At 60.0% G+C, this 20,812-nt stretch carries 21 protein-coding genes; 11 read left to right on the top strand and 10 right to left on the bottom strand.

The annotated features are described in order from the left end of the window. The first annotated feature begins 11 nt into the window (after positions 1–11). The 7 genes from HUU46_00615 to HUU46_00585 all read left to right on the top strand — a co-directional run bounded on the left by HUU46_00615 (position 12) and on the right by HUU46_00585 (position 8,034). Positions 12–749 (top strand): NIPSNAP family protein, encoded by a 738-nt coding sequence (locus HUU46_00615; GenBank protein ID NUM52122.1) that lies wholly within the window; start codon positions 12–14, stop codon positions 747–749. A gap of 189 nt (positions 750–938) precedes the next feature. Next, positions 939–3,386 (top strand): carboxypeptidase regulatory-like domain-containing protein, encoded by a 2,448-nt coding sequence (locus tag HUU46_00610; GenBank protein NUM52121.1) that lies wholly within the window; start codon positions 939–941, stop codon positions 3,384–3,386. Positions 3,387–3,494: 108 nt separating this feature from the next. Further along, positions 3,495–4,412, top strand: a complete 918-nt coding sequence (locus HUU46_00605; protein NUM52120.1) for a hypothetical protein — start codon at positions 3,495–3,497, stop codon at positions 4,410–4,412. Positions 4,413–4,562: 150 nt separating this feature from the next. After that, positions 4,563–5,843: an MHS family MFS transporter gene (locus HUU46_00600; GenBank protein ID NUM52119.1), complete on the top strand. Its 1,281-nt coding sequence runs from the start codon at positions 4,563–4,565 to the stop codon at positions 5,841–5,843. Between the two features lie 575 nt (positions 5,844–6,418). After that, complete coding sequence (locus HUU46_00595; GenBank protein ID NUM52118.1) at positions 6,419–7,375, top strand: hypothetical protein; 957 nt, start codon at positions 6,419–6,421, stop codon at positions 7,373–7,375. Positions 7,376–7,516: 141 nt separating this feature from the next. Next, positions 7,517–7,804: a BrnT family toxin gene (locus tag HUU46_00590; GenBank protein ID NUM52117.1), complete on the top strand. Its 288-nt coding sequence runs from the start codon at positions 7,517–7,519 to the stop codon at positions 7,802–7,804. Between the two features lie 2 nt (positions 7,805–7,806). Further along, positions 7,807–8,034 carry an antitoxin gene (locus HUU46_00585; protein ID NUM52116.1) on the top strand — a complete coding sequence of 76 codons (228 nt, stop codon included), beginning with the start codon at positions 7,807–7,809 and terminating at the stop codon, positions 8,032–8,034. A gap of 105 nt (positions 8,035–8,139) precedes the next feature. On the opposite strand, the gene HUU46_00580 is transcribed toward HUU46_00585, so the two are convergent. Further along, on the bottom strand, positions 8,140–9,051 hold the full coding sequence (locus HUU46_00580) for a tetratricopeptide repeat protein (protein ID NUM52115.1): 912 nt from the start codon (positions 9,049–9,051) through the stop codon (positions 8,140–8,142). Between the two features lie 475 nt (positions 9,052–9,526). On the opposite strand from HUU46_00580, the gene HUU46_00575 reads away from it, so the two are divergent. Both HUU46_00575 and HUU46_00570 read left to right on the top strand, forming a co-directional pair. Continuing rightward, complete coding sequence (locus HUU46_00575; GenBank protein ID NUM52114.1) at positions 9,527–10,081, top strand: carboxymuconolactone decarboxylase family protein; 555 nt, start codon at positions 9,527–9,529, stop codon at positions 10,079–10,081. Next, entirely contained in the window at positions 10,078–11,121 is a 1,044-nt protein-coding gene (locus HUU46_00570) for an SIS domain-containing protein (protein ID NUM52113.1), read from the top strand. Before HUU46_00575 ends, HUU46_00570 begins: the two co-directional genes overlap by 4 nt. A gap of 367 nt (positions 11,122–11,488) precedes the next feature. Here the strand turns inward: HUU46_00570 and HUU46_00565 are convergent, their stop codons facing one another. Next, positions 11,489–11,950, bottom strand: coding sequence for an Rrf2 family transcriptional regulator (locus HUU46_00565; protein NUM52112.1), 462 nt, complete (start codon positions 11,948–11,950; stop codon positions 11,489–11,491). Positions 11,951–12,123: 173 nt separating this feature from the next. Here HUU46_00565 and HUU46_00560 point away from each other — a divergent pair, with 173 nt between their 5' ends. Both HUU46_00560 and HUU46_00555 read left to right on the top strand, forming a co-directional pair. After that, a complete protein-coding gene (locus HUU46_00560) occupies positions 12,124–12,489 on the top strand; it encodes a group 1 truncated hemoglobin (protein ID NUM52111.1) in 366 nt (121 codons plus the stop codon). 45 nt (positions 12,490–12,534) lie between these two features. Continuing rightward, positions 12,535–13,503, top strand: a complete 969-nt coding sequence (locus HUU46_00555; GenBank protein NUM52110.1) for a 2Fe-2S iron-sulfur cluster binding domain-containing protein — start codon at positions 12,535–12,537, stop codon at positions 13,501–13,503. An 11-nt stretch (positions 13,504–13,514) separates the two neighbouring features. On the opposite strand, the gene HUU46_00550 is transcribed toward HUU46_00555, so the two are convergent. From HUU46_00550 to HUU46_00515, 8 genes are all read right to left on the bottom strand, one after another. After that, positions 13,515–14,483, bottom strand: coding sequence for a site-2 protease family protein (locus HUU46_00550; protein NUM52109.1), 969 nt, complete (start codon positions 14,481–14,483; stop codon positions 13,515–13,517). Between the two features lie 131 nt (positions 14,484–14,614). Beyond that, on the bottom strand, positions 14,615–15,649 hold the full coding sequence (locus HUU46_00545) for a hypothetical protein (protein NUM52108.1): 1,035 nt from the start codon (positions 15,647–15,649) through the stop codon (positions 14,615–14,617). Continuing rightward, complete coding sequence (locus HUU46_00540) at positions 15,649–16,224, bottom strand: orotate phosphoribosyltransferase (GenBank protein ID NUM52107.1); 576 nt, start codon at positions 16,222–16,224, stop codon at positions 15,649–15,651. Before HUU46_00540 ends, HUU46_00545 begins: the two co-directional genes overlap by 1 nt. Then, on the bottom strand, positions 16,221–16,907 hold the full coding sequence (pyrF, locus tag HUU46_00535) for an orotidine-5'-phosphate decarboxylase (protein NUM52106.1): 687 nt from the start codon (positions 16,905–16,907) through the stop codon (positions 16,221–16,223). Before pyrF ends, HUU46_00540 begins: the two co-directional genes overlap by 4 nt. 203 nt (positions 16,908–17,110) lie before the next feature. Continuing rightward, a complete protein-coding gene (locus HUU46_00530) occupies positions 17,111–18,037 on the bottom strand; it encodes a dihydroorotate dehydrogenase (protein NUM52105.1) in 927 nt (308 codons plus the stop codon). A gap of 111 nt (positions 18,038–18,148) precedes the next feature. After that, on the bottom strand, positions 18,149–18,715 hold the full coding sequence (locus HUU46_00525; protein ID NUM52104.1) for a hypothetical protein: 567 nt from the start codon (positions 18,713–18,715) through the stop codon (positions 18,149–18,151). 81 nt (positions 18,716–18,796) lie between these two features. Further along, a complete protein-coding gene (locus HUU46_00520; protein NUM52103.1) occupies positions 18,797–20,047 on the bottom strand; it encodes a L,D-transpeptidase family protein in 1,251 nt (416 codons plus the stop codon). An 84-nt stretch (positions 20,048–20,131) separates the two neighbouring features. Further along, positions 20,132–20,737 carry a GNAT family N-acetyltransferase gene (locus HUU46_00515; GenBank protein NUM52102.1) on the bottom strand — a complete coding sequence of 202 codons (606 nt, stop codon included), beginning with the start codon at positions 20,735–20,737 and terminating at the stop codon, positions 20,132–20,134. Positions 20,738–20,812: the final 75 nt, after the last annotated feature.

Raw genomic sequence — 20,812 nt, 5'->3', positions numbered from 1 at the left:
GTTCGTTCGATATGAAGACTGCGTGTTCATGCGTACTGATGCTGGCCTGTGCGAGCGCGTTTGCCGCGGCGCCGGACACGCGCTGCTACGAGATGCGCATCTACTACGCCGCGCCGGGAAAACTCGATGCGTTGAACGCGCGGTTCCGCGAACACACCTGCGCGTTGTTCGAGAAGCATGGATTTACGAACGTCGGGTATTGGGTGCCGATGGAGAATCCGGACTACAAGCTGGTCTACATCATCTCCAGCCCAAGCCGGGATGCGCACGACAAAGCGTGGAAGGACTTCGCCGCCGACCCGGAATGGAAAAAAGTCGTGGAAAAGACGGAAGCAAGCGGCAAACTCGTGTTGAAAGTCGATAGCATCTACCTGACGGCCACAGACTTTTCTCCAGTGATACGCGCATCGCATTCCGACGCGCCGCGCGCATTCGAGTTGCGTACATACACACCCGCGCCCGGGACGATGGACGCATTGCTTGCGCGGTTCCGTGAACACACGACGAAGCTTTTCGAAAAGCACGGCATGACCAACATCGGTTACTGGACGCGCTCGGACAAGGAAAATGATCAGCTTATCTACGTCCTCGCACACAGGAGCAGGGAGGACGGCCTCAAATCGTTCGATGCGTTCCGCGCGGACCCGGCATGGGTGGAAGCGAAAAAGGCCTCGGAAGCGAACGGCTCGTTGACAGCAAAGGTCGAGTCGGTTTACATGACGCCGATGGACTACTCGTCAATGAAATAGGGAAGCGCTGTGACGATTCGGTTAGCGCGGGAGTGAGCAAATAGCCGTTCGCGCAAAGCGCATGATTCCGGCGTCGAAGTTATAGCGCGGCTTCGGCGCGTAGTGTGGTCCGGAGCGCGGAATCGACCGCTTGACGAAATGTCTGTGGCGCTACGCAGCGTCTCCAGTTTGGCGTGAGTGGATGAGTGCATGAAATCCAGTATCCGCTTTGCACTATTACTTGTCGCGACAATTCTCGTCTTGGTTGCCTCCTGGTTGCTAATGCGCTTGGGATTCGGCGTGGCCGGGATTGCGCCGGCTCGCGAGGACATTCCTGCGCGATCAGACGGGAAAGGCGCCGATAACTACGAGACCGCGATTCAGGCGCCGCCGGACTCGCGGCGGCCGATGACAGAGCAAGACGCGCACACGAGACCGGCACAATCCGCAGCTAGACCTTCGGGAACATCCGCGATTCGCGGTGTCGTCGTATTCGACTCCAACGATGTGCCGGTCGCAGGCGCGACGATCTCAGTCGAATTGCTCGATCCAGAACGGGACTATTTCGAATCGTTCACGGGTCACGAATGGAGCGCGCACGCAGCCGACAACGGCAAGTTCCGTGTGGCATCGCTGCCGGATGGCCTCTTCGAGGTTCGTGCGGCGTATGGCGCGGATCGGGGAGTTGATCGCGTCCACTGCGATCCAAACGAACCGGAAGATCAGATTGTCGAAGTGCGCATTGGCCCAACCGGGAGTATTGCGGGGCGCGTGGTGAACCGATCGGGTGATGCAGTCAGCGGCGCAGAAGTGAGGCCGGTGGAGGGCAATACAGGGCGCGGGCGTGTTTTCACGGAGCGCCGGGCAAACTCGAATCGCGACGGGTATTTTACACTCACGGATTTGCCGGTGGCGGAATGGATCCTCATGGGTTTCGCCGAAGGATATGCCGAATCGATCACGCCGCAGTATCCGATTGGCACTACTGACGCGGTCGTGAGGCTGAACGACGGCGGGAGCGTTTCCGGAATCGTCGTTGACGCTGCGACAGGAAACGGGATCGGCGAGGTAAAGGTAACGCTGCACGGCGAAAAGACGCGTCGGCGTCGCAGCGTAACGACGGGAGCTGATGGACAGTTTGCATTTCCGGGCCTGCCTGACGGCGCGATCTGGCTGAACATCGACCATTCAGAGCTTTGCCTATATGAGCGGCCGCCGTCCATCCAAATCGAGAACGGAAACAGTGTAGATGGACTCGAACTGAAGGTTGGCGCGGGCGGTACAGTGCAGGGGCGGGCCTTCGACGCGGAGACGGGAGCGCCGATTCATGGTGTGGCGATTTGCGCGCAGACCCTTACTTCTCGCGAAGTCTGCACAGATGCAAACGGCGAATACGAGTTGCGCAACGTGTCTCCTGGAAACGCGCTCGTGCGGAGGCGTTGGATTCACGGATACCTGCACGGAGAGGAGCGGGACGACAAAACCGTCACCGTATCGCCGGGGGAGGAAACCACCGGCGTCGACTTCGCAATGCAGCCATGCGTCTTCATTCGCGGGCGTGTGGTCGACGAGGCGGGCAACCCCGTCGACTTTGCTCGCGTGTCGGGACACAATGTCGACAACCCCAACGAAGGCGATACGGAGGGAAGCCGGCCGGACGGCAGCTTTGTGTTGCGTGGGTATTCGCGCGGTGCAAAGGTGTATGTATCCGCCGTAAAGCGGGGGTATGCCCGCGCCACACTGCCGCAGATCGATCTCAACGCGACGGAGATTACGGGAATCGAACTGGTGCTCGTCGCCGGCTCCCGGATCGAAGGCAAGGTGATTGACAGTGCGGGCAGGCCAGTCGTAAATGCGCGCGTGAATCCCGTGGCAAGAGACCCGGTTGAAGGCGTACACGTCGGTGAATACGTGAACCGGGACGAACCGGGAGTATTCGAGTTTTCGGGAGTACCGCCAGGTGTCTATGGCTTCCGGATTTCTGATGCTACCAGCAGCTACGAGGTCGATTCCGACCTCGAGATAGTCATTCGGCAAGGTGTGGACGCGACGGGGTTGCAGCTTGTATTCGATCCGCCTCGCGTCGAGCCGATGATCGACGGTCACGTGGTCGACTCGGCGGGTAAGCCGATAAAGCAGGCAAGCGTGCAGGCGCACTCGAAAACCGGGAGCGCCCATGCCAGCGACACAACGGACGAAAACGGCCATTTCGTGCTCGCCGGATTCGAGTCCGGCGAATACCACCTCAATGTTCACCACTGGGACCACAGTGCACTCAGCTTCGATCTGATTGCACCTAGCCGGAATATGCGGCTGACGATGCCGGGGACGGCGAAAATCACCGGGCACATACTCGATGCAAGGACCGGACAACCGATTAGATCCTTTGCCGTAGCGTGGGGAAGTGTCGATGCGTCGAAGGAGGGAAGGCAGCGCGTGAGCCAGACTTCTGTACGCAGCACGACGTACTCGACAGACGGCACGTATACGCTTGATGGCGTGCACATGGGACTTATCGAAGTGAGCGTCCGCGCCGAAGGATATCCGGGCGCGGCTACGGAAGTGGAAGTGCGCAATGAGCGCCAAACCGTTCGAAACGTGGACTTCCGATTGACGCCGCTTCCGCCTGAGGCTATGGACCCCGAGCCCGTGCAATAGTTGGCAGCGCGCACGGGCGGAGCCGATCGTTTTTCCCAATGGTTGCAGTGAGGGCCGCGCGCCGCTACATTCAACCACTGCTAACGAGCATCGCAGGGTGGCGAATTCATGTTTCAGTCGATACCACTGCCCGTGTTCCTCGTCATGCTCGCGTTTCCGCTGGCGATGACGGGCATTTGCGTGTACGCGGGCATCTACGCCCGGCAACGGGCGGCGCTCGTTCAGCGCGTGAAGACTTCGACTATCCGCATGGCGCGGCCGGGCTACGTCGAGCTGGAAGGAAGAGTGGAGGCTATCAACCGCCGTACGGTCACAGCGCCGCTGACCTTGTCGCCGTGCTGCTGGTATCGCGCACGCGTCGAACGGCGAGTGCGGCGCCGTAACGATTCGGACGGGACGATGCAATGGGAGGCCGTCCTCGACGAAACGAGCGAAACGCCGTTCTTTGTGCGCGACGCGTCGGGCGCGTGCGTAGTCGATCCGGTCAAGGCCGAGGTCACGCCGACGGACAAGAGCGAGTGGTACGGCGCGACGGAGACGCCGGAGGACCGCAGTCCGCCGCGCGTGCCGCCGACGGGAAGCACGGCGAGTTGGGTCCACATCGATACCAGTCCGGACTCGACCTATCGCTACCGGGAGGAGCGCATCTACGACGGCGATCCGTTGTTGGTGCTCGGCGTGTTTACGAACACGGTCGAAGTGCCACAGCCTGCCGCGGTGGATGAGGTGGCCGAAGGCGGCGAGGATGCGTTTGAGGGTGAAGTCCCACCTGTTGACGCGAATGACGCCGGTGTAGATGGTCCAGACGACGAACCGCCCAGTGTAGCGGAAGAGTTGTACGAGACTGGCGCGCGCATTACACGTAACCGCATCGCGCACGGTTCGCGCAGGGAACCGCTTATTCTGTCCACGACCCCGCAGCAACAGCACATCGAACTCATGGCCAAGGGCGGCCTGGCCGCGTTCTTCGTTGCGCTGTTTCCGCTTGCGCTGGCTATTCTGCTGCTCTGGGCGCGCTACGGGTAGGTCGCGCTTGTTGTGGTTCCTATTCAGTTTCATCGTCACGGGGAGACTAATCTTGGGTGTCCATCTCATGTGTATCCAGTTCAAAGCAGCGCTTTTCAAGAGCTGGTTACGAAGTGAGTTCCTCGTAATAAATAGGTACTGAAAGCGACGATGTACGATCAGCCGGACCCGGCCAAGCCCAGGAACTCGACCAAGCATGTGCTGTTTGGCAGTTTGATCGGGACCGCGATCGAATTTTTCGATTTCTATATTTACGCCAACGCGGCGGTCTTGGTGTTTCCCGAGTTGTTCTTTCCCGCGTCGAGCGAGACGGCGGGGATGCTCGAGTCGCTCGCGACATTTGCGATTGCGTTTTTCGCGCGGCCCGTGGGCTCTGCGCTGTTTGGGCATTTCGGCGATCGGGTCGGGCGCAAGGCGACGCTGGTCGCCGCGCTGTTGACGATGGGCGTTTCGACCGTTGCTATTGGCCTGCTGCCAACGTACGCAAGCGTTGGCGTGGCCGCGCCGCTGTTGCTCGCGGTGTGCCGCATGGGGCAGGGGCTGGGCCTTGGCGGCGAGTGGGGCGGCGCCGTGTTGCTTGCAATCGAGAATGCGCCGCCGGGCAGGCGCGCGTGGTACGGGATGTTTCCGCAGCTTGGCGCGCCCATCGGGTTCATCCTTTCCGGCGGACTTTTTCTGATCCTCAGCGAGACGCTGACGGACGAACAGTTCTTCAGCTTTGGATGGCGTATCCCGTTTTTGTCGAGCATCATTCTCATTGTCATTGGCCTCTACGTACGGTTGAAGATCACCGAAACGCCCGTGTTCGAGGACGTGTTGAAGAACGACACGCGCGTGCGGATACCAACGGCCACGGTGGTCACGCGGCACACGCGGGCGTTCGTGCTCGGCGTACTCATCGCGATCACGACGTTTGCGCTTTTCTACCTACTCACCGTCTTCACGCAGAGCTGGGGTACCAAACAGCTCGGCTACAGCCGTCCCGAGTTTCTGCGGCTGCAACTCGTCGCGGTGCTATTCTTCGGGGCGACGATTCCGATTTCGGCGGTCCTGGCCGATCGGCTCGGGCGCCGCAGCGTGCTTATCGGCGCGACAGTAGCGATTGGCCTGTTCGGATTCCTCATCGCGCCGATGTTTCGCGCAGGCAGCCCGATGCTGACGCTTTGCTTCCTGTCACTCGGACTCGCGCTCATGGGTGCGACCTACGGCCCGCTCGGCACAATTCTGTCCGAACTGTTTCCGCCGGAAGTCCGTTTCACGGGCGCGTCGCTGACGTTCAACCTCGCGGGCATCTTCGGCGGATCGCTGGCGCCGTTCTTCGCCGTCACCCTCGCCAACACCTACGGCCTCGCGTCGGTTGGGCTGTACCTGACGAGCGCGGCAATGCTAACGCTGGCCGGACTGCTCCTGACGCACGAGACGCGGAAGTAACAGACGCGACGCCATGCGCGAATGGATTACGTTGCGCTTCCTACTTCTTATGGCCATTGCGTTGCACTCCCACGACGCGTTGGACAAAGCGCTTGCCTGCGAAACGACCCCTGTTTAATTGACGGTGACGGAGGGAGCTTTTGTGTGGTTCGAGACGGGTTTTTGCGAAACGAGGGAGGTTTGGCTGACGCAACTCGCTATAAGGTGCGAATTAGATCGGCAACCAAGCTTGGTGGAATTTTGCGAAACGAGGTTCTTGATGGAATTTCGCAGAAAGGCGGCTGGGCAGACAACCGATTTCGTCCATCCGTAGATTGCACAGATTTTGTAAATAAGGAAAGAGAAGAGGGCCCAGCAGACGATACCATCGTCAATGGGCTTGGGAGGTGAGACGTCACGCTGCCATCCTCCGTCCTCTGAAGCGGCTGAGCTGCGCGGGACGGGACCACATACGTTTTAGGGAACGAGAAAAAACGCAGATATCTGGTGCATTGAAATCTGGGACGCGAGATCAACACCATAGAACTCCTGTCTTGGGAGATTCGGGTTCTGACGCTAAAACGTGGGGGTACCGCATGGCTCGGGAGAAAAACTCCAAGAAGGCCGCTGCATCGCAGGGTCGCTTGCAGGGTAGCCAGTTCAACAACGAACGATTCAACAGCATCGTCGCAAAGGCCCTTGAGAAAAAGGATTTCAAGAGTATCGAGGAAGCGAACCAGTTCCTGCAGGAGTCTATGGCTGGACGCGGGTTAGACGAACTCATGGGCGCAATCGAGATGACCGCGGAGGAATCTGCGCAGGAACTCGCTTATCAGGCGATGGACGCGCAAGACGAGCGCAGCGCCATCCGGCTGGCGAAGCAGGCGTTGGCGCTGGACCCGCTGAATGTCGACGCAAGCATGGTTGTTATTGGTTGCACGGCCAAAACCCAGGAGGAAAAAGTCGATCTCATTCGCGAGACGTTGGAGAGGGCGAAGCAGAAACTGGGTCCGAAGTTTTTCGCCGAGAACAAGGGCCATTTCTGGGGAAAGATCGAGACGCGGCCGTACATGCGCGCGCGCTGCGATCTCGTGTATGTGCTGACGGAGTTGGATCGTATCGACGAGGCGATTGTCGAGTGCGAGTCCATGCTCGAATTGAACCCGAACGACAATCAGGGAATGCGCGAGGTGCTGCTCGGCCTGTACTTGCGCCAACGCGACACCAAGAAGGCACGAAAACTGATGTCGCGATACAAGGAACCCATGTTCGCGGTGTGGTGCTATGGGCAGTTGCTCGAGTGCCTGCTGTCGCGAAACATATCCGGGGCCGAGCGTGCGCTCCAGCGGGCCCGTTCCGTGAATCCGCACGTGGCCGATTTTCTTATCGGACGCCGCGAGCTGCGCGATTCGGGTTTTGGATCGTATTCGATGGGAAGCGAAGAAGAAGCCGTCCATTGCCTCAACATGCTGGGCCCGGCATTCCTCGCACATCCGCAGTCCATCGAATGGATCGCGGCGCGGGTACTGGGTTGGCCGCTGCGACGCAAGTGAGTTCCGAGCAGCGCTTACCAAGAGCTCGTTCCCGAACGGAAATTTGGAATGAAATTCGGGAACGAGTAGCGCGCCGCTCGCATTGTACGGGCTGGGCAATACACTCTTGACGGCACCGAAACTTATATGTACAGTGTACGTATGAGCGAAACACGAATTAAATGGGACGCAACCAAGGACCGCGCGAACCACCGCAAGCATGGCGTGTCATTCGATGAAGCGCAGTCCGTGTTTTTCGATGAAAATGCGGTGCGGTATTTCGACCCGGACCATTCGGAGGACGAGGACAGGTTTCTCATGCTTGGCATGAGCTGGAAACTTCGCGTGCTGGTGGTGTGCAACTGCTTTCGCGAGAGCGATTCGGTGATTCGGATAATTTCGGCACGAAAGGCAAACAAGAAGGAATGTGAGGATAATTGGAGCGCATAGCCATGAGAGAGCATTACGATTTTGGAAAGATGAAGGGGGAGAAGAATCCGTACATCAAACGGCTCAAGCAGCCGATTACCATCCGACTGGATAAGACGACGATTGTGTATTTTAAGTCGCTCGCCGGGGAGTTGGGGATGCCATATCAAAATCTCATCAACTTGTATCTGCGGGACTGCGCAATGAATAAGAAGACGTTGAGCCTGAGGTGGGGGGCGAAAGGCACATAATTGGATCGTTCAGTTCTAGCTTTGGGTTTTTCGATTTGGGAATACGGCACCCGTATACGTCTGGTCGGGAGGAATAATCTTGCTAACCTTTGTGGATCTGTCCAGTTAAACGAGTAACAATTCAGCTTGGGCGTGGAGGTCGGGGGCGACGTTGGGCAGTGCGAGGAGTTGTTGGGCGATGCGTTGGGCTTCGGGGGTGTTGTTGGTTGCGCGGAGGATGCGGGCCAGGGCGATGTACGCGTAGTGGAAGCCCGGTGATTGCGTGATGGCTGCGCGCAGCAGGTCGATGGCCTCATTGGTCTGGCGGTTGCCGAGCAGGGTGTCGACCAGGAAGAGAACGGTTTCCTGGTGCGCGGGGTCGAGGGAGCGGGCCTTGCGGGCATACTTGAGCGCGCGCTCGATGCGGCCTTCGTTCTTGCGGCGGTCAGCGAGGCTTAGGAGACCGAGCACGCGTTCGTCCGTAGGGCAGTCTTTGGGGCAAAAGAAGCTGCCGTAGGCCCCGGCAGGGAGCGTGAACGTTTCGGCGATGTTGGGGTAGGGGTGGAAATCCTCGATGTACCACTGGCTGCGGTGGAGTTCGCCGGGGTTGCCGTGGCGTTCGGGGTGTTCCCAGCCTTCGCCGAGCGGGATATTGACCAAGAGCGCGCGGGTTGCCTTGTCGTAGAGTTGTTCGATGACAGTCTCGCCGTCGTCCTTGTCGAGGTGTTCGATGACGTCGCCGGCGATGATGAGTTCGTAATTCTCCACCTTTGGCGCGAGTTCGCGCACATCCCCGATGAAAATGTTCGAGTAGAGCGCGCGCTGGTGCGTTTGGATGTAGGGTTCGAAGAGTTCGAGTCCATCCACGCGGAGTTTCCAGTCGGCGGGTTGTACGCGCTCCTCGGCGACATCGAGGTACATACGCGAGAGAAAGCCCCACATGCCGAAGCCGCAGCCGATATCGAGAATCGAGCGGGGGCGCATGTTGATGATGTATCGAAGACAGTGCGTGATGTGAACGGATGTGCTGACTGGCATGGGCGGTATGGTGCGCCGGGGAAGGAGGGCGGATCAAGGTGTGAAGGTGCGAAGGGACTCAAAGGACCAGAATGACCAAAAGGACCAAGGAGAGCGAGCCGACACATTGGACTTAATGGACGAAGTGGACCTGGCTGTCGGGGCGGATGAAGCGGGACTACCAGAGCGTTTCGCGGCCGGCTGCACGGCGTGCTCGTGCTCCTGCCTCGTCTTCGTACTCGATCTTTTCGAGTTTCGAGTACGAGTACAATGACGACTCACGAGCACGAAACAGACGGTGCACTCGAACTTGGCTTGCTCTAGACGTCATATATGGCACGGGGAGGCGTACGAAGGCGCTGCGGAGGCGTGAAAAGGCGGGCATGTCGCCGCGCTTGGAAGTTGGGCGGATTCCGGCGTATCGTCTGTCGATTGGGCAATCGTGCTGCTTTCTTAATTCTGCCGGACAGTCAGAAGTGAACGGAGTGAAATAGTCATGCGACTTGCACCGATTGAACAACCGAAAACGCTAATGTTGCGCCTTGCGTATTGGATGACGCGGCGGGCGTATGGGCGGGTGATTACGCCGTTGAAGGTCGTGTACGCGCGGATGCCCAAATCGCTCGGAATGTCGCGGGCGATCGTGAATTTTGCGCAGAACGGGTTGCGGCTGGACAAGGGACTGGTAGCATTGATCAACACGCACGTGGCGTCGATCAACGGGTGCGGGTTCTGTGTGGACATCGCGCAGGCGCATTCGGTCTTCGCGCATGTGCCGCCCGAGAAAATGCGGGCGCTGCCGAATTATGCGACGAGCGAATTGTATACGGAACGCGAGCGCGCGGCGTTGGCGTACGTCGAAGAGGTGACGAAAACAAAGAATGTTTCGGACGAGACATTCGCGGAATTGAAGATGCACTTCTCCGAGGAAGAAATCGTCGAGATCACGTGGGTGAACGCGATGGAAAATTACTACAATCTGATCAATCGGCCGTTGGGCATAGAGTCGGACGGGCTGTGCATGCTTGCGGAAAAGAAGGTCGGACGGTGAGCAAGTTGTGGCAAGACATCGTTCGCCAGATGGGCGAACTTCGGACATGTTTGGACCATACGACGGCCGTGGGGCGCGCGCAGCTCGATGCGGCGGCGGTTTTGGTGAAGAAGGCGCGGCACGTATACATCACCGGCATCGGCGCGAGTTGGCATGCCGGGATTGGTGTGCAGCACATCTTTCACCAGTTTGGTATTCCCGCACATTTGGTGGAAACGGCGGAGTTGGAGTTTATGTGCCCGATTCCGCCGGATACTGCGTTGATCGTGCTGTCGCGGAGCGGGCGTAGCGTCGAGGTTGTGAGCGTGATCGGCAAGGCAGCGCAGGCGAAGTCGAAAGTGATCGCGATCACGAACGCGGCGGAAAGTCCGCTGGCGCAGCGCGCCGACGTGACGCTGTTGTGCAACGTCTCGTTTGACACGGCGGCATCGATCGCGACGTACACGGCGCCGGGACTGGTGGGGGGACTGCTTGCGGCGCAATCGACCGATTCGTTGACCGATGCACTTGTCGAGCAGCTTGGCGGCGCGTTCGAAAGTACGAACGCGCGCGTGGATGCGTGGCGTGGCGAGATTCGGAAGTCGGGTTGGCTCGAGGCGGAGGGGCCGACATTTTTCCTTGCGCGGGGGTGCAGCATGGCGAGCAGCTACGAAGCACGCCTGCTGTGGCTGGAAGTGGCGAAGGCGGCGTCGACGTCGATGACGACGAGCACCTTTCGTCACGGACCGCAGGAAATCCTCGCGGCGGGGGAGGCGCGGTTCGCGCTGTGGATCGATCCGGTGCGTTCGCGCGGGCAGGACCTGCGGCTCGTCGACGACCTGAGGAAACGGCATTGCGCGTTGATGGTCATCGGACAGGGTGTGACGCGCGATCCGCGCGATCTTTGGATCGATTTGCCGGCGATTTCCGCGGATTGGCAGTTCTTAACGGACATCGTGCCTATCCAGATCGCGGCGGAATCGTACGCAATGCATCGCGGGTACGATTGCGACAAGTTCACGATTAGCTCCTACGTGGTAGAATCGGACGGCGGGCTTTAGCGCCATCGCAGAAACGGCGTGCCCGAAATTCGCGGAGGTCGAAAGGACCTAAAGTACTGAAAAGACTTAAACGACGAGGGGCGAGATCGAATATTTCAAGAGCAACACGTGCGCGAGCGCGGCAGCGTTTCTCGCTCATTCTTGGGTTAGATCGAAAATGCCGATATGTAAAGCGTGCGATTGAACGAGCGTTTGGTTACGGTGCGCGAAGCGCGGGAGTACGCGACATGACAGGCAGTCTGCTGCTTGGATTTATTGCGAATGCGATCTCGTTTCTGACGAATCTTTACGGACTTAACGTTCCGCCGATTCTGCAGAACATCATCGAGACGTTTTTCGGCGACACGACGATTTTTATGTAAGGGGGCTACGCGCGCGCAGGCGACGTCTCTGCGTTTGCGGCCGGCTGCAGCAATTGCATGAGCGGTTGCCGTTCGGCAATCATGTCGGCGAGCGTATAGCGGTCCAGCACGACCATGAAATTGTCAAACGCTTCCTCGAGCACGCGCTTTAGGTCGCATACCGGGGTGATCGGGCACTCGTTGTGGGCCGGACAGAAACATTCCACCAAGTGGAAGTTTACCTCCATTTTACGGACGACGTCGCCGACCTTAATCTGGTTTGCCGGGTGCGCGAGCCGAATGCCGCCCAGTTTGCCGCGTTCGGTCTTGATAAGTCCGGTCTTGCCCAGGCTGTGTACGACCTTAACGAGATGGTTTCGCGAAATGCGAAAGCGTGTTGCGACCTCCGCAATGGTGGAGGGTTCGCCCTTGGCCGCCAGGAAAATAAGCGTGCGAAGGGCGTAATCGGTATAGTGGGTAAGATGCATTACAGTCTCCCCCTTGGTCCAACGCTATCTCCCCCGAGCCGTTGGACCCTTACCTTAATTTGACATGTAGAGGGTGTATAATGCAACATTTGTTTAAGATGTGTGAAAAATACATCTTTTTCTGAGTGTTTCAAGGGGGTCTCTCGAACCATTACTGAAGGGGGAAATGTTGAATGAGCACGCTTTACGAGCAATTGGGCGGGGCAGCGGCGGTCGATGCGGCGGTAGACTTGTTTTACAGGAGGGTCTTGTCCGACGACCGCATAGCGCATTTCTTTGACGGGGTCGATATGGCGCGCCAGGCGGCCAAGCAGAAGGCGTTCTTGACGTATGCGTTCGGCGGGCCGAACGATTACACGGGCCTCGACATGCGCCGGGGGCACGCCCACTTGGTGCAGCGGGGGCTCAACGACAGCCACTTTGACGCGGTGGTCGAGGATCTCGGCGCGACGTTGCAGGAAATGGGGGTGGCGCAGGACCTGATCGATCAGGTTGCCGCAATCGCGGAGAGTACGCGTAACGACGTGCTGGGGAGGTAGGAGCGGCGGTCGCCTGGTACGCTCGGTTTGACGCGCAGGCGCGCCATGCACGACATTCATTTCCAGAACGAGCGGTATGCCGCGCGGGAGGGGGAGAGCGTTCTCGATTGCCTGCTGCGGAACGGTTTCGCCATGCCACACTCCTGCAAGAGTGGCGTCTGCCAGTCGTGCATCATGCGGGCGGTTAGCGGGACAATACCGGCGAAGGCGCAGACGGGCCTGCGCGACACGTTGCGAGCGCAAGGATACGTGCTGGCGTGTTGTTTCGTTCCGGAGGGTGACGTCGAGATAGCGCTGATCGACACGGCGCTGCTGCGCACGCCCGGGTCTATCGAATCAATCGATCCGCTGAATGCGACGGTGGTGCGCGTGCGAGTGCGCACGGAAAAGCCGATCGAATACCGGCCGGGTCAATACGTCAATCTAGTGCGCGCGGACGGGCTGGTGCGAAGTTATTCGCTTGCGAGTGTGCCCGAGGAAGACGAGTTGCTCGAACTCCACGTCGCGGCGGTGCCGGGCGGAAGGATGAGCGGGTGGATGCACCGGCGCGACGGGTTGGGCGCGCAGGTCGCGCTGTTGGGGCCCGTGGGGAATTGCTTCTACGTTCCGGGGAACGCACACCAGCCGATATTTCTTGCGGGTACGAATACCGGGCTCGCGCCGCTCTACGGCATTGTGCGCGATGCACTGCGCCGGGGACACGAAGGGCCGATTCATCTGTTTCACGGCGCGATTCGGCCGGAGGGGCTGTATCTTGCCGACGAACTGCGGGCGATGGCGTCGCGGAACGCAAACGTTCACTACTACGCGAGCGTGCTTCAGGGCGAGGCGGATGGTGTCGCGACCGTACCGCTCGATCAGTTTAGCCTACAGACCGTTCCGAAGCTCAGCGGACACAAGGTCTATCTGTGTGGTCACCCGGACTTCGTGCGGATCATGCAGCGCAAAACGTTTTTGGCTGGGGCATCCCTCAGCGATATCTACGCGGACGCGTTCGTGCCGAGTCCGGAGTAGGCGAAGGCGCATCAAGACGGATGACCTGAGCTCGAATGCGTAAAGTACGCGACGCGATCGAAGTTCCCGTCTTGTAGCGGAGCCGGCGAATCGAGCGAAGTGGGCCAGTCTAAGGACTCCAGTTCTTCTTCCGTCCGCACCTGCGGCTGGTCGGGCGGCGGTATATGGCTGAAGTGCATGCCCATAACAAGGAAGCCGACAAGACCGAAGTAGAAGAAGGCCATGGTAAGGCGTTGGCTGCCGGAGAGCTCGAAGAAGCGGCGTTCCTCGTCGGTGCGCTTGCGGAACAAGGTGACGAGACGGGGCAACGCGAGCGCGATGATGAGGAAGCAGATGAAGTTCGGGCGGAGCACGGCCAGAGTCCCGATGATGAGCAGGCCGACGATCCACAGCCACGGCGACAGCGCGGTCGCAATGCGGCCGCCATCGAGCGGGGATATGGGTGCGAGGTTGAAGAGATTCAGGAAGAACCCGGTGTAGGCGAGGGCGCGGAAGATCGGTTCTCCGGTGGCGAGGAAGATGATCTCGCAGACGATGGCGCCGAGCGTTCCCAGTATTGGTCCACCGATTCCAACCCATGCTTCGATCCATGCGTTTTTCGGCGCGTCCTTGAGGGCGATGACAGCGCCCATGAACGGGATGAAGACGGGCCAGCCGGCGTTGAGGCCGAACCGGCGCGCCATGACGAGATGTCCACATTCGTGAATGAGGATGAGCAGGACAAAGCCCGTGGCGTACCACCAGCCCCATTCCATCGCGTAGAAGACGATCGAGAGGATCATTGTGCCGCCGGTTTTGAAAATCAGCGGGAAGAACTTGAGGACGGGGACGAGCAGAAACTTGAATTTGGCGAGAAGTAGGCCGATGGCAACGAGGACGCCGCCAATTGCACCGACATTTCGGGTCGTGTGCTGACTGCCGGGCGAGTGGCGATCGCCGGGAGTAGGTTGTGGTCCGCTGGACTGGGAAAGGTTGTTCATTACGATCCTTGAAGTTACATATGGTGCGTGGTTGGCGGGGCGATCATACCAGAGAATGAGGAGTATGGACTCAACCCGCAGAACGGCGTGAAGGCGGAGCCGCGCGCGAGTCTTGTGTGGTGGGGGCGGCCCTACGAAGCCGGTTTGTACAGCCGAATTTCCTTCGTGTCGTTTGGCGCTGTGACTTCGGCGTAGACCCAGAGACCGTCGCCGACGCGGAGCCAACTGGAGTATCGGAAGGTGGCGAAGTGTTCGCTGGGCGTGGCACTGACCGCGATCGGAGCGCCGGGCGTCAGGTCGATGATTCTGTGCAGGTCAAAGGTATAGGCGATGCCGGTCGCGACGTTGTAGACGGGATCATACCAGGACGTTTTCGATCCTTCGTAAACGAAGAGATAGCCCGCGCCGGTGGGTACGACGGAGGCGGGGCGGACGAAGAAGTCGTGCCAGCCGGCGAGGTCCATGATCGGTTCGTAGGGATTGCCGACGGGGGCCCACTGCTCGCCGTCATCGCTCGCGAAATGGAAGATGCGTTCATTGCGGCGGATATAGCCGATGACGTAGCAGTGATACTTGCCGTAGGCGTGAATGATGACGGGGTCTTTGTATTCGACGGGCTGCTGATCGCGTTCGTAGGTGCTTTCGCGCGGAACGATAACGGGCCTCGCAGTGGAAGCGACGAATTCGGAGGGGCTGGCGGCGTCGTCGAATTTGACGATCGACCACGGGCCATTCTTCCACGGGCCGCACGCGTAGAGTTTGAACTTGCCGGTGTTCGGATCAATGAGGAGCGCAGGGCGTTCAAAACCGGGGATGGGGACTTCCTCGCGCTTGATGCTCAGGACTTTCTCAAAGCGCTCGCCATCGTCGCTGCGCACGATGCGAACCTCGTATCCGCGAAGGCCACGTTCGCCTTCGCCGGTGCGCATGCGGCAGGCCATCCAGAAAGTTCCGTCCTTGTCGCGAACCACCGAGGGCGCACCCGCCCACCATTCGGCTTCGTCTTTGTCGGGCTTGAGTACGGTGATGCCGGGGGCGTTGAGTTGTCTCGCGATGGCGCCGTGATCGGCGGCGGCGAATGGCAGTGACTGGGGCGGCTCGCCGGCGCGCGCTAACGGGCCCAGCGCCATGAAGAAAAATGCGGCGGTGCGGCGCATTGTTATCATTAGATTACCAGATCGTCTGGGTCACTGAGCGGAATCTTGTCCTGGCAACCGGGGCATTCCTTCGGGTCGTAGCTCTTGAGCGCGAGGTATGCGAGCGGTTTGTATGGACAATCGAAATTGGCCTCGCCGCCGCTGCGGTCGACGAGGACAGAGACGCCGGCGATGCGCGCGCCGCGCGAACGAAGGTGGTCGATGGTCTTCTTCACCGATCCGCCGGTGGTGACGATGTCTTCGACAACGAGGATGTTGGTGCCGGGATCGAGGCGGAACCCGCGCTTGAGGGACATGCCGCCTGCGCCATCCCTTTCGGTGAACACGGATCGGCATTCGAGATGGCGCGCGGTTTCGTATGACAGGATGATGCCGCCGGTCGCAGGCCCGACGACGAGTTCTATCGTGTCACCGGCCCACTTTTCCGCGATGGCCTTGCAGAGGCGTTCGGTGTAGTTCGGAAACTGGAGCACGCGGGATGCCTGAACGAAGTGCGCGCCGTGTCGGCCGCTGGTGTAGAGGAAGTGGCCTTCGAGCAGCGCGCCCGTCGCGCGGAAGATATCGAGGACTTGTCCGGAGGTCATGCGGTCAATTCCTTTAGTACAAGCGCCACCGCTTCGGCGGGGCTGTCGTGTTTCAGTATGGGGCGGCCCACCACGATGAAGTCCGCGCCTGCGCGGGCGGCGTCGCGCGGTGTGAGGAATCGAGCCTGATCGTCTGCGACTGCCCATGCGGGCCGAATTCCGGGCGTGACGATTAGCGTGCTGCGACCAACGGATTCGCGTACGACCGCAATTTCGTGGGGAGAAGAGACGATGCCATGCGCGCCGCTTTCGTAGGCGAGCTTCGCAAGTCGGGAGACTGTCGTTTCCGCGCCGGCCTTGATGCCGACTTCGTCGCGCAAGACGTCGCTGCTGATGCTGGTAAGTACGGTGACCGCGAGGATGCGGGTTTCCGTACCGTCGACGGCTTCGCGCGCTGCCGCGATCATTTTGCGCCCGCCGCTTGCGTGAACGGTCATCAGGTCAACACCGAGATCGGCGGCGGCGCGCGCGGCGTGCTTTACCGTGTTCGGGATGTCGTGGAGTTTGAGATCGAGGAAGACGTGTTTGCCAGCGCCGCGGAGTTGATCGACGATCGCGGGGCCGGTGCGGGAAAAGAGTTGGAGGCCGGCCTTGAACCAGGTGCAACCGACGCAGGTGTCGACGGCGCGCTTGGCGGCGTCGAGGGAGTCTACGTCGAGGGCGATGATGAGTTCAGTGGGCATGGCACAAGCCGAAGGACCTAAATGACGGAAGGGACCCAAGGAGTGAGAATGACTTTATCGTGGCGATGGACATAATGGACGCGATGGACCCAATGGACAAGGTAGAAGAAGTTGACTTCGTGGTTGTCTTGGCCACAGCGAGCTTTGTGGCCGAAGTTGTATTCGAAACCGAGATGGTGCGTACGAATCCAAATGGCATTTCGCTACACTCTCATCGCGCCAATGAGATCGTTAACGTCAGTGATCGAATGCCGCACGAGATAATCCTCGATACCTTCGAGCACGCGCATGGCGGCGTCGGGTTGGCGGAACGTCATTGAGCCGATGGAAACCGCAGTGGCGCCGGCAAGCAAGAATTCGATGGCGTCGTCCGGGTGGCAGATGCCGCCGGTGCCGATGATGGGAATCTTGACAACGCGGTGTGCGTCCCAAACCATCTTTACGGCGACTGGGCGAATCGCGGGGCCGCTGAGGCCGCCGACGATATTGGAGAGGCGCGGGCGGCGCGTCTCCGCGTCGATGGCCATGCCAAGCAGTGTATTGATGAGGCACAACGCATCTGCGCCAGCGGCCTCCGCAGCGAGGGCGGGTTCCGTAATGTCCATGACGTTTGGCGTGAGCTTGATGATGAGGGGCAATCGCGTTGCGGCGCGGATCGCGCGCGTGTAGTCCTCGACACAGCGCGGGTCCTGTGAGACGAGCACTGCGCCCTTGGCTTTGCGGGCGTCGTGTACGTTTGGGCACGACAGGTTCGCCTCGATGGCGTCTGCCGCGCCGGCTTCGTCCAGACGGCGCGCAAGTTCGACGTATTCATCGGGGAAATGGCCGTAGATATTGGCGATGATCGTAGCGCCTTTGGCGCGAAGGAACGGGAGTTTGTCGTTGAAGTAGGTTTCAATGCCGACGTTCTGCAGGCCGATAGCGTTGAGCATGCCCGCAGGTGTTTCGACGAGCCGTGGCGGTTTGTTTCCGGCGCGGGGCTTGAGCGAAAGGCTCTTGGTTGTGACCGCGCCGAGGCGGCCGATGTCAAAATATTGACTGTACTCGCCGCCATAGCCGAAAGTGCCCGACGCAACGGTGACGGGGTTCTTCATCTTTAGTCCGCCGAGATCGATGGCCAGATTGGGCATCGTGGCGGTAGCAGTTCCCGTGATCATCGGCGGCGCCATCGCGTTGGCTGGGCTGTGTCTATGGGAGCAATGGGGGTCATGGGAACTATGGCGCGCGCTCCCGCCACAGCGCTAGTTGGTTTTTGCGGCAGGGGAGCCCCCTTTGTATGCCACGTTTCCACTTTCATCTTCAAATTTGGAGCCGTCGGGCAGGACGGCGAGATGGGCCTCGAAGAAAATGCGCTGGACCGCGGGAAGCGACTTGGGCGAGAAGTTGCTTGCCTTGAGGATTCCTTCGTAGAGCGCCCACCGGTCGGCGTTTTCGCCGAGCACGAGCTGGGCATTGCGGTCGCGGTCGCGGCTGGACCCGAAGTGCTTGTACTCGCGGGTGCGCAAGATGGACACGAGACCGTTATTGGCCTCCATGAGGTGGCCGGTTTCGAGGAAGGCCTCGATTAGGTGTGCGCGCGCGGCACGCGTGCGGATGGCTTGCTTGATCGCGTCCGTTTCGACAACGACAGCGCCGCGATTCTTGATGTCGGGCTGTCGCTCCTTGTTGTGAATGGCCTGTTCGATTTCGGCGGCGACGGCCTTGACGTCGTCAACCGGCAAGTCGGCGTAGTCCGGCGCGACGCGCATGAACGTGTGGCAACCGGTCAGACACATAGCAATGGCGACGGCGAATGCGAGATGCTTCACGGAGTGTCTCCTAGAACGTGAAGGGAAAGGCGGAAGTATACACCGCGCGGCACGGGATGAGAAAACCGCAAAGACGCGGCATTAGGCTTGTGCGAGCGCAAGTGTGTCGAGCGTTGCGGGGTCGACGACTTCGACCACTTGAACCGGGGTCGAGCGGACGACAAGGTCGTAGAGTTCCTCGACTTCCTCCATCTTCATGCGCGCGCAGCCGTTCGAGGAGAACGAGCCGACGGTCGTGGGGTCTGGCGCGCCGTGAATGCCGAGGTCTTTTGGGAGCCCCTCCTGTACGGGAACCATCGGCATCCACCGGGAGCCGAGCAGATTGCGCGGGTCGCCCGGGGGTATCGGGCCTTCGCCGGGCTTGTGCCAGACGGGGTCCTTTTCCTTGTTACCGATCTTGAATACACCGAGGGTCGTCTCATGACCGGGTTTGCCGAGGCCGCACGAATATCGCTTGAAGATTCCATTCGAGTCGAGCAGGAATATGCGGCATTTGGAGCGCTCGATAACGATGCGAAAGTCCTTTGGCGTCCACTTCAGGCGCTGGCCGAGGCTCAGTTTCGTGTCGGCTTCGATTCCGTTGGCGCGGGTGAGCAACCCCTGCGTAGTGTTTAGCTTGATGCCAATGGAAGTCAGGTTGTCGCCTTTCTCAACCGTGTACACTTTGCTCTCCGGCGTCTCGTTGGGCGAGAACACCAGGGCGATGTTGGCGCGGCCCATTGCGTCGATGGCCTCGTTCCAAGCCGGGCTGTCCCATGTCGCCGACTTGGCGGCCTCGGCGTAGAGATCGCGCGCCTCGGATATTTTGCCGTCCTTTTCGGCCTGCCGGGCGATGCCGCTGAGCGCGGGTGCGCGGAATTCGGCGGGGGCATTGGCGCGGATGTCGTTATAGACGGCGAGAGCTTCCTGGGTCTTGCCGTCATCTTCGAGGAGCCTGGCATACTGCGCCAGAGCACGGGGGCGTTCCGGGCTCGCGGCAAATTCCGCCGTGATGCGCTTGAGGGATTCGATAGCGCTCGCGCGGTCGCCAGCGCGGGCATCGAGGTCGGCGAGCATCATGAGCGCCGGTACGGCGATTTGTGCGTCCGTCGAGCCTGCCGCAAGGGGGCGCAGGGCATCGCGCGCCTCGTTTGACTTACCCTCTTCGAGGAGCGCGCGCGCCGTATCGAGCGTCGTGGGGGCGGTCGTCTGGACAGCCTCGACGCCGCCGCCGGAGAAGATACGGGTCACGCCCCAATACCCGCCGTAGGCCAGCGCGCCGACGGCGAAAATGCCGAAGACTATCTTAAAGATGCTGGGCTGTTTCTTCTGCTGGCGAATTAGAGGAGGCATGTCGTTACCCAATATGTTGGGGTGTCACCCGCTACGCATTCAGGATACATGAAAGGCTGCCGAGTGGCAAGGCCACTCTCGGGATCAAAAACGCACTTCGTACCCCACGCAGAGGTGCGGCTCGAGGGGGTGTTTTTGCAGGACTTCGTATCGCTCCTTCACGAGCGGCCACTCTTCGGGCAGGCACACGCCATAGACGTACTCGATCCCGATTTGGCGCTCACCGAGTAAATCCTTCATGGCTTGCGTTGGTTTCATGCGAAAGCGGTAGTGCCGGCCTATCTCGGGCATGCCGAGCCTCTGGTAGAAACGCTGCGCGTTGCGGTCCTGGCTCCAGTATTCGAGGCGCCGGATTCCCTTCGCTCTGGCACTTTCAATGGTGGCGTCGATGAGGCGTTTGCCGAGGTTGCAGCCGCGGAATTCAGGGAGGCGGCCGAACTCGCAGACGTAGCCGCCGCGGCTGTCGCGCAGGTAACAGATTTCACCGGGTTCGTTTTCGTACTGGCAGTCGGTTAGGCCGATAATGCAGCCGTTGTGCAGCGCGACGAGCCGGGTGCTCGAGTAGCCCTCGTACGCCGGGCGCTCCTGGATGCAGTAGTTCCACGCGTGGGACTGGGTCATGATGATCGCGTGGACGCGCATCCACTCGGCTTCGTCTTTGGATTCGTAATCGCGAATTTCGATTTGCATGGCCGGATTCTACACGCGGACGCGCATGCACGCACATGGACGCGCGCAACTTGATATACTGCGCGCGGGTAGGGT

The organism is Candidatus Hydrogenedentota bacterium, from assembly GCA_013359265.1.
Taxonomy (GTDB): Bacteria; Hydrogenedentota; Hydrogenedentia; order Hydrogenedentales; family SLHB01; genus JABWCD01.
The sequence above is the reverse complement of the archived record's forward strand: the minus strand, read 5'-3'. Positions and strand labels throughout refer to the sequence as shown.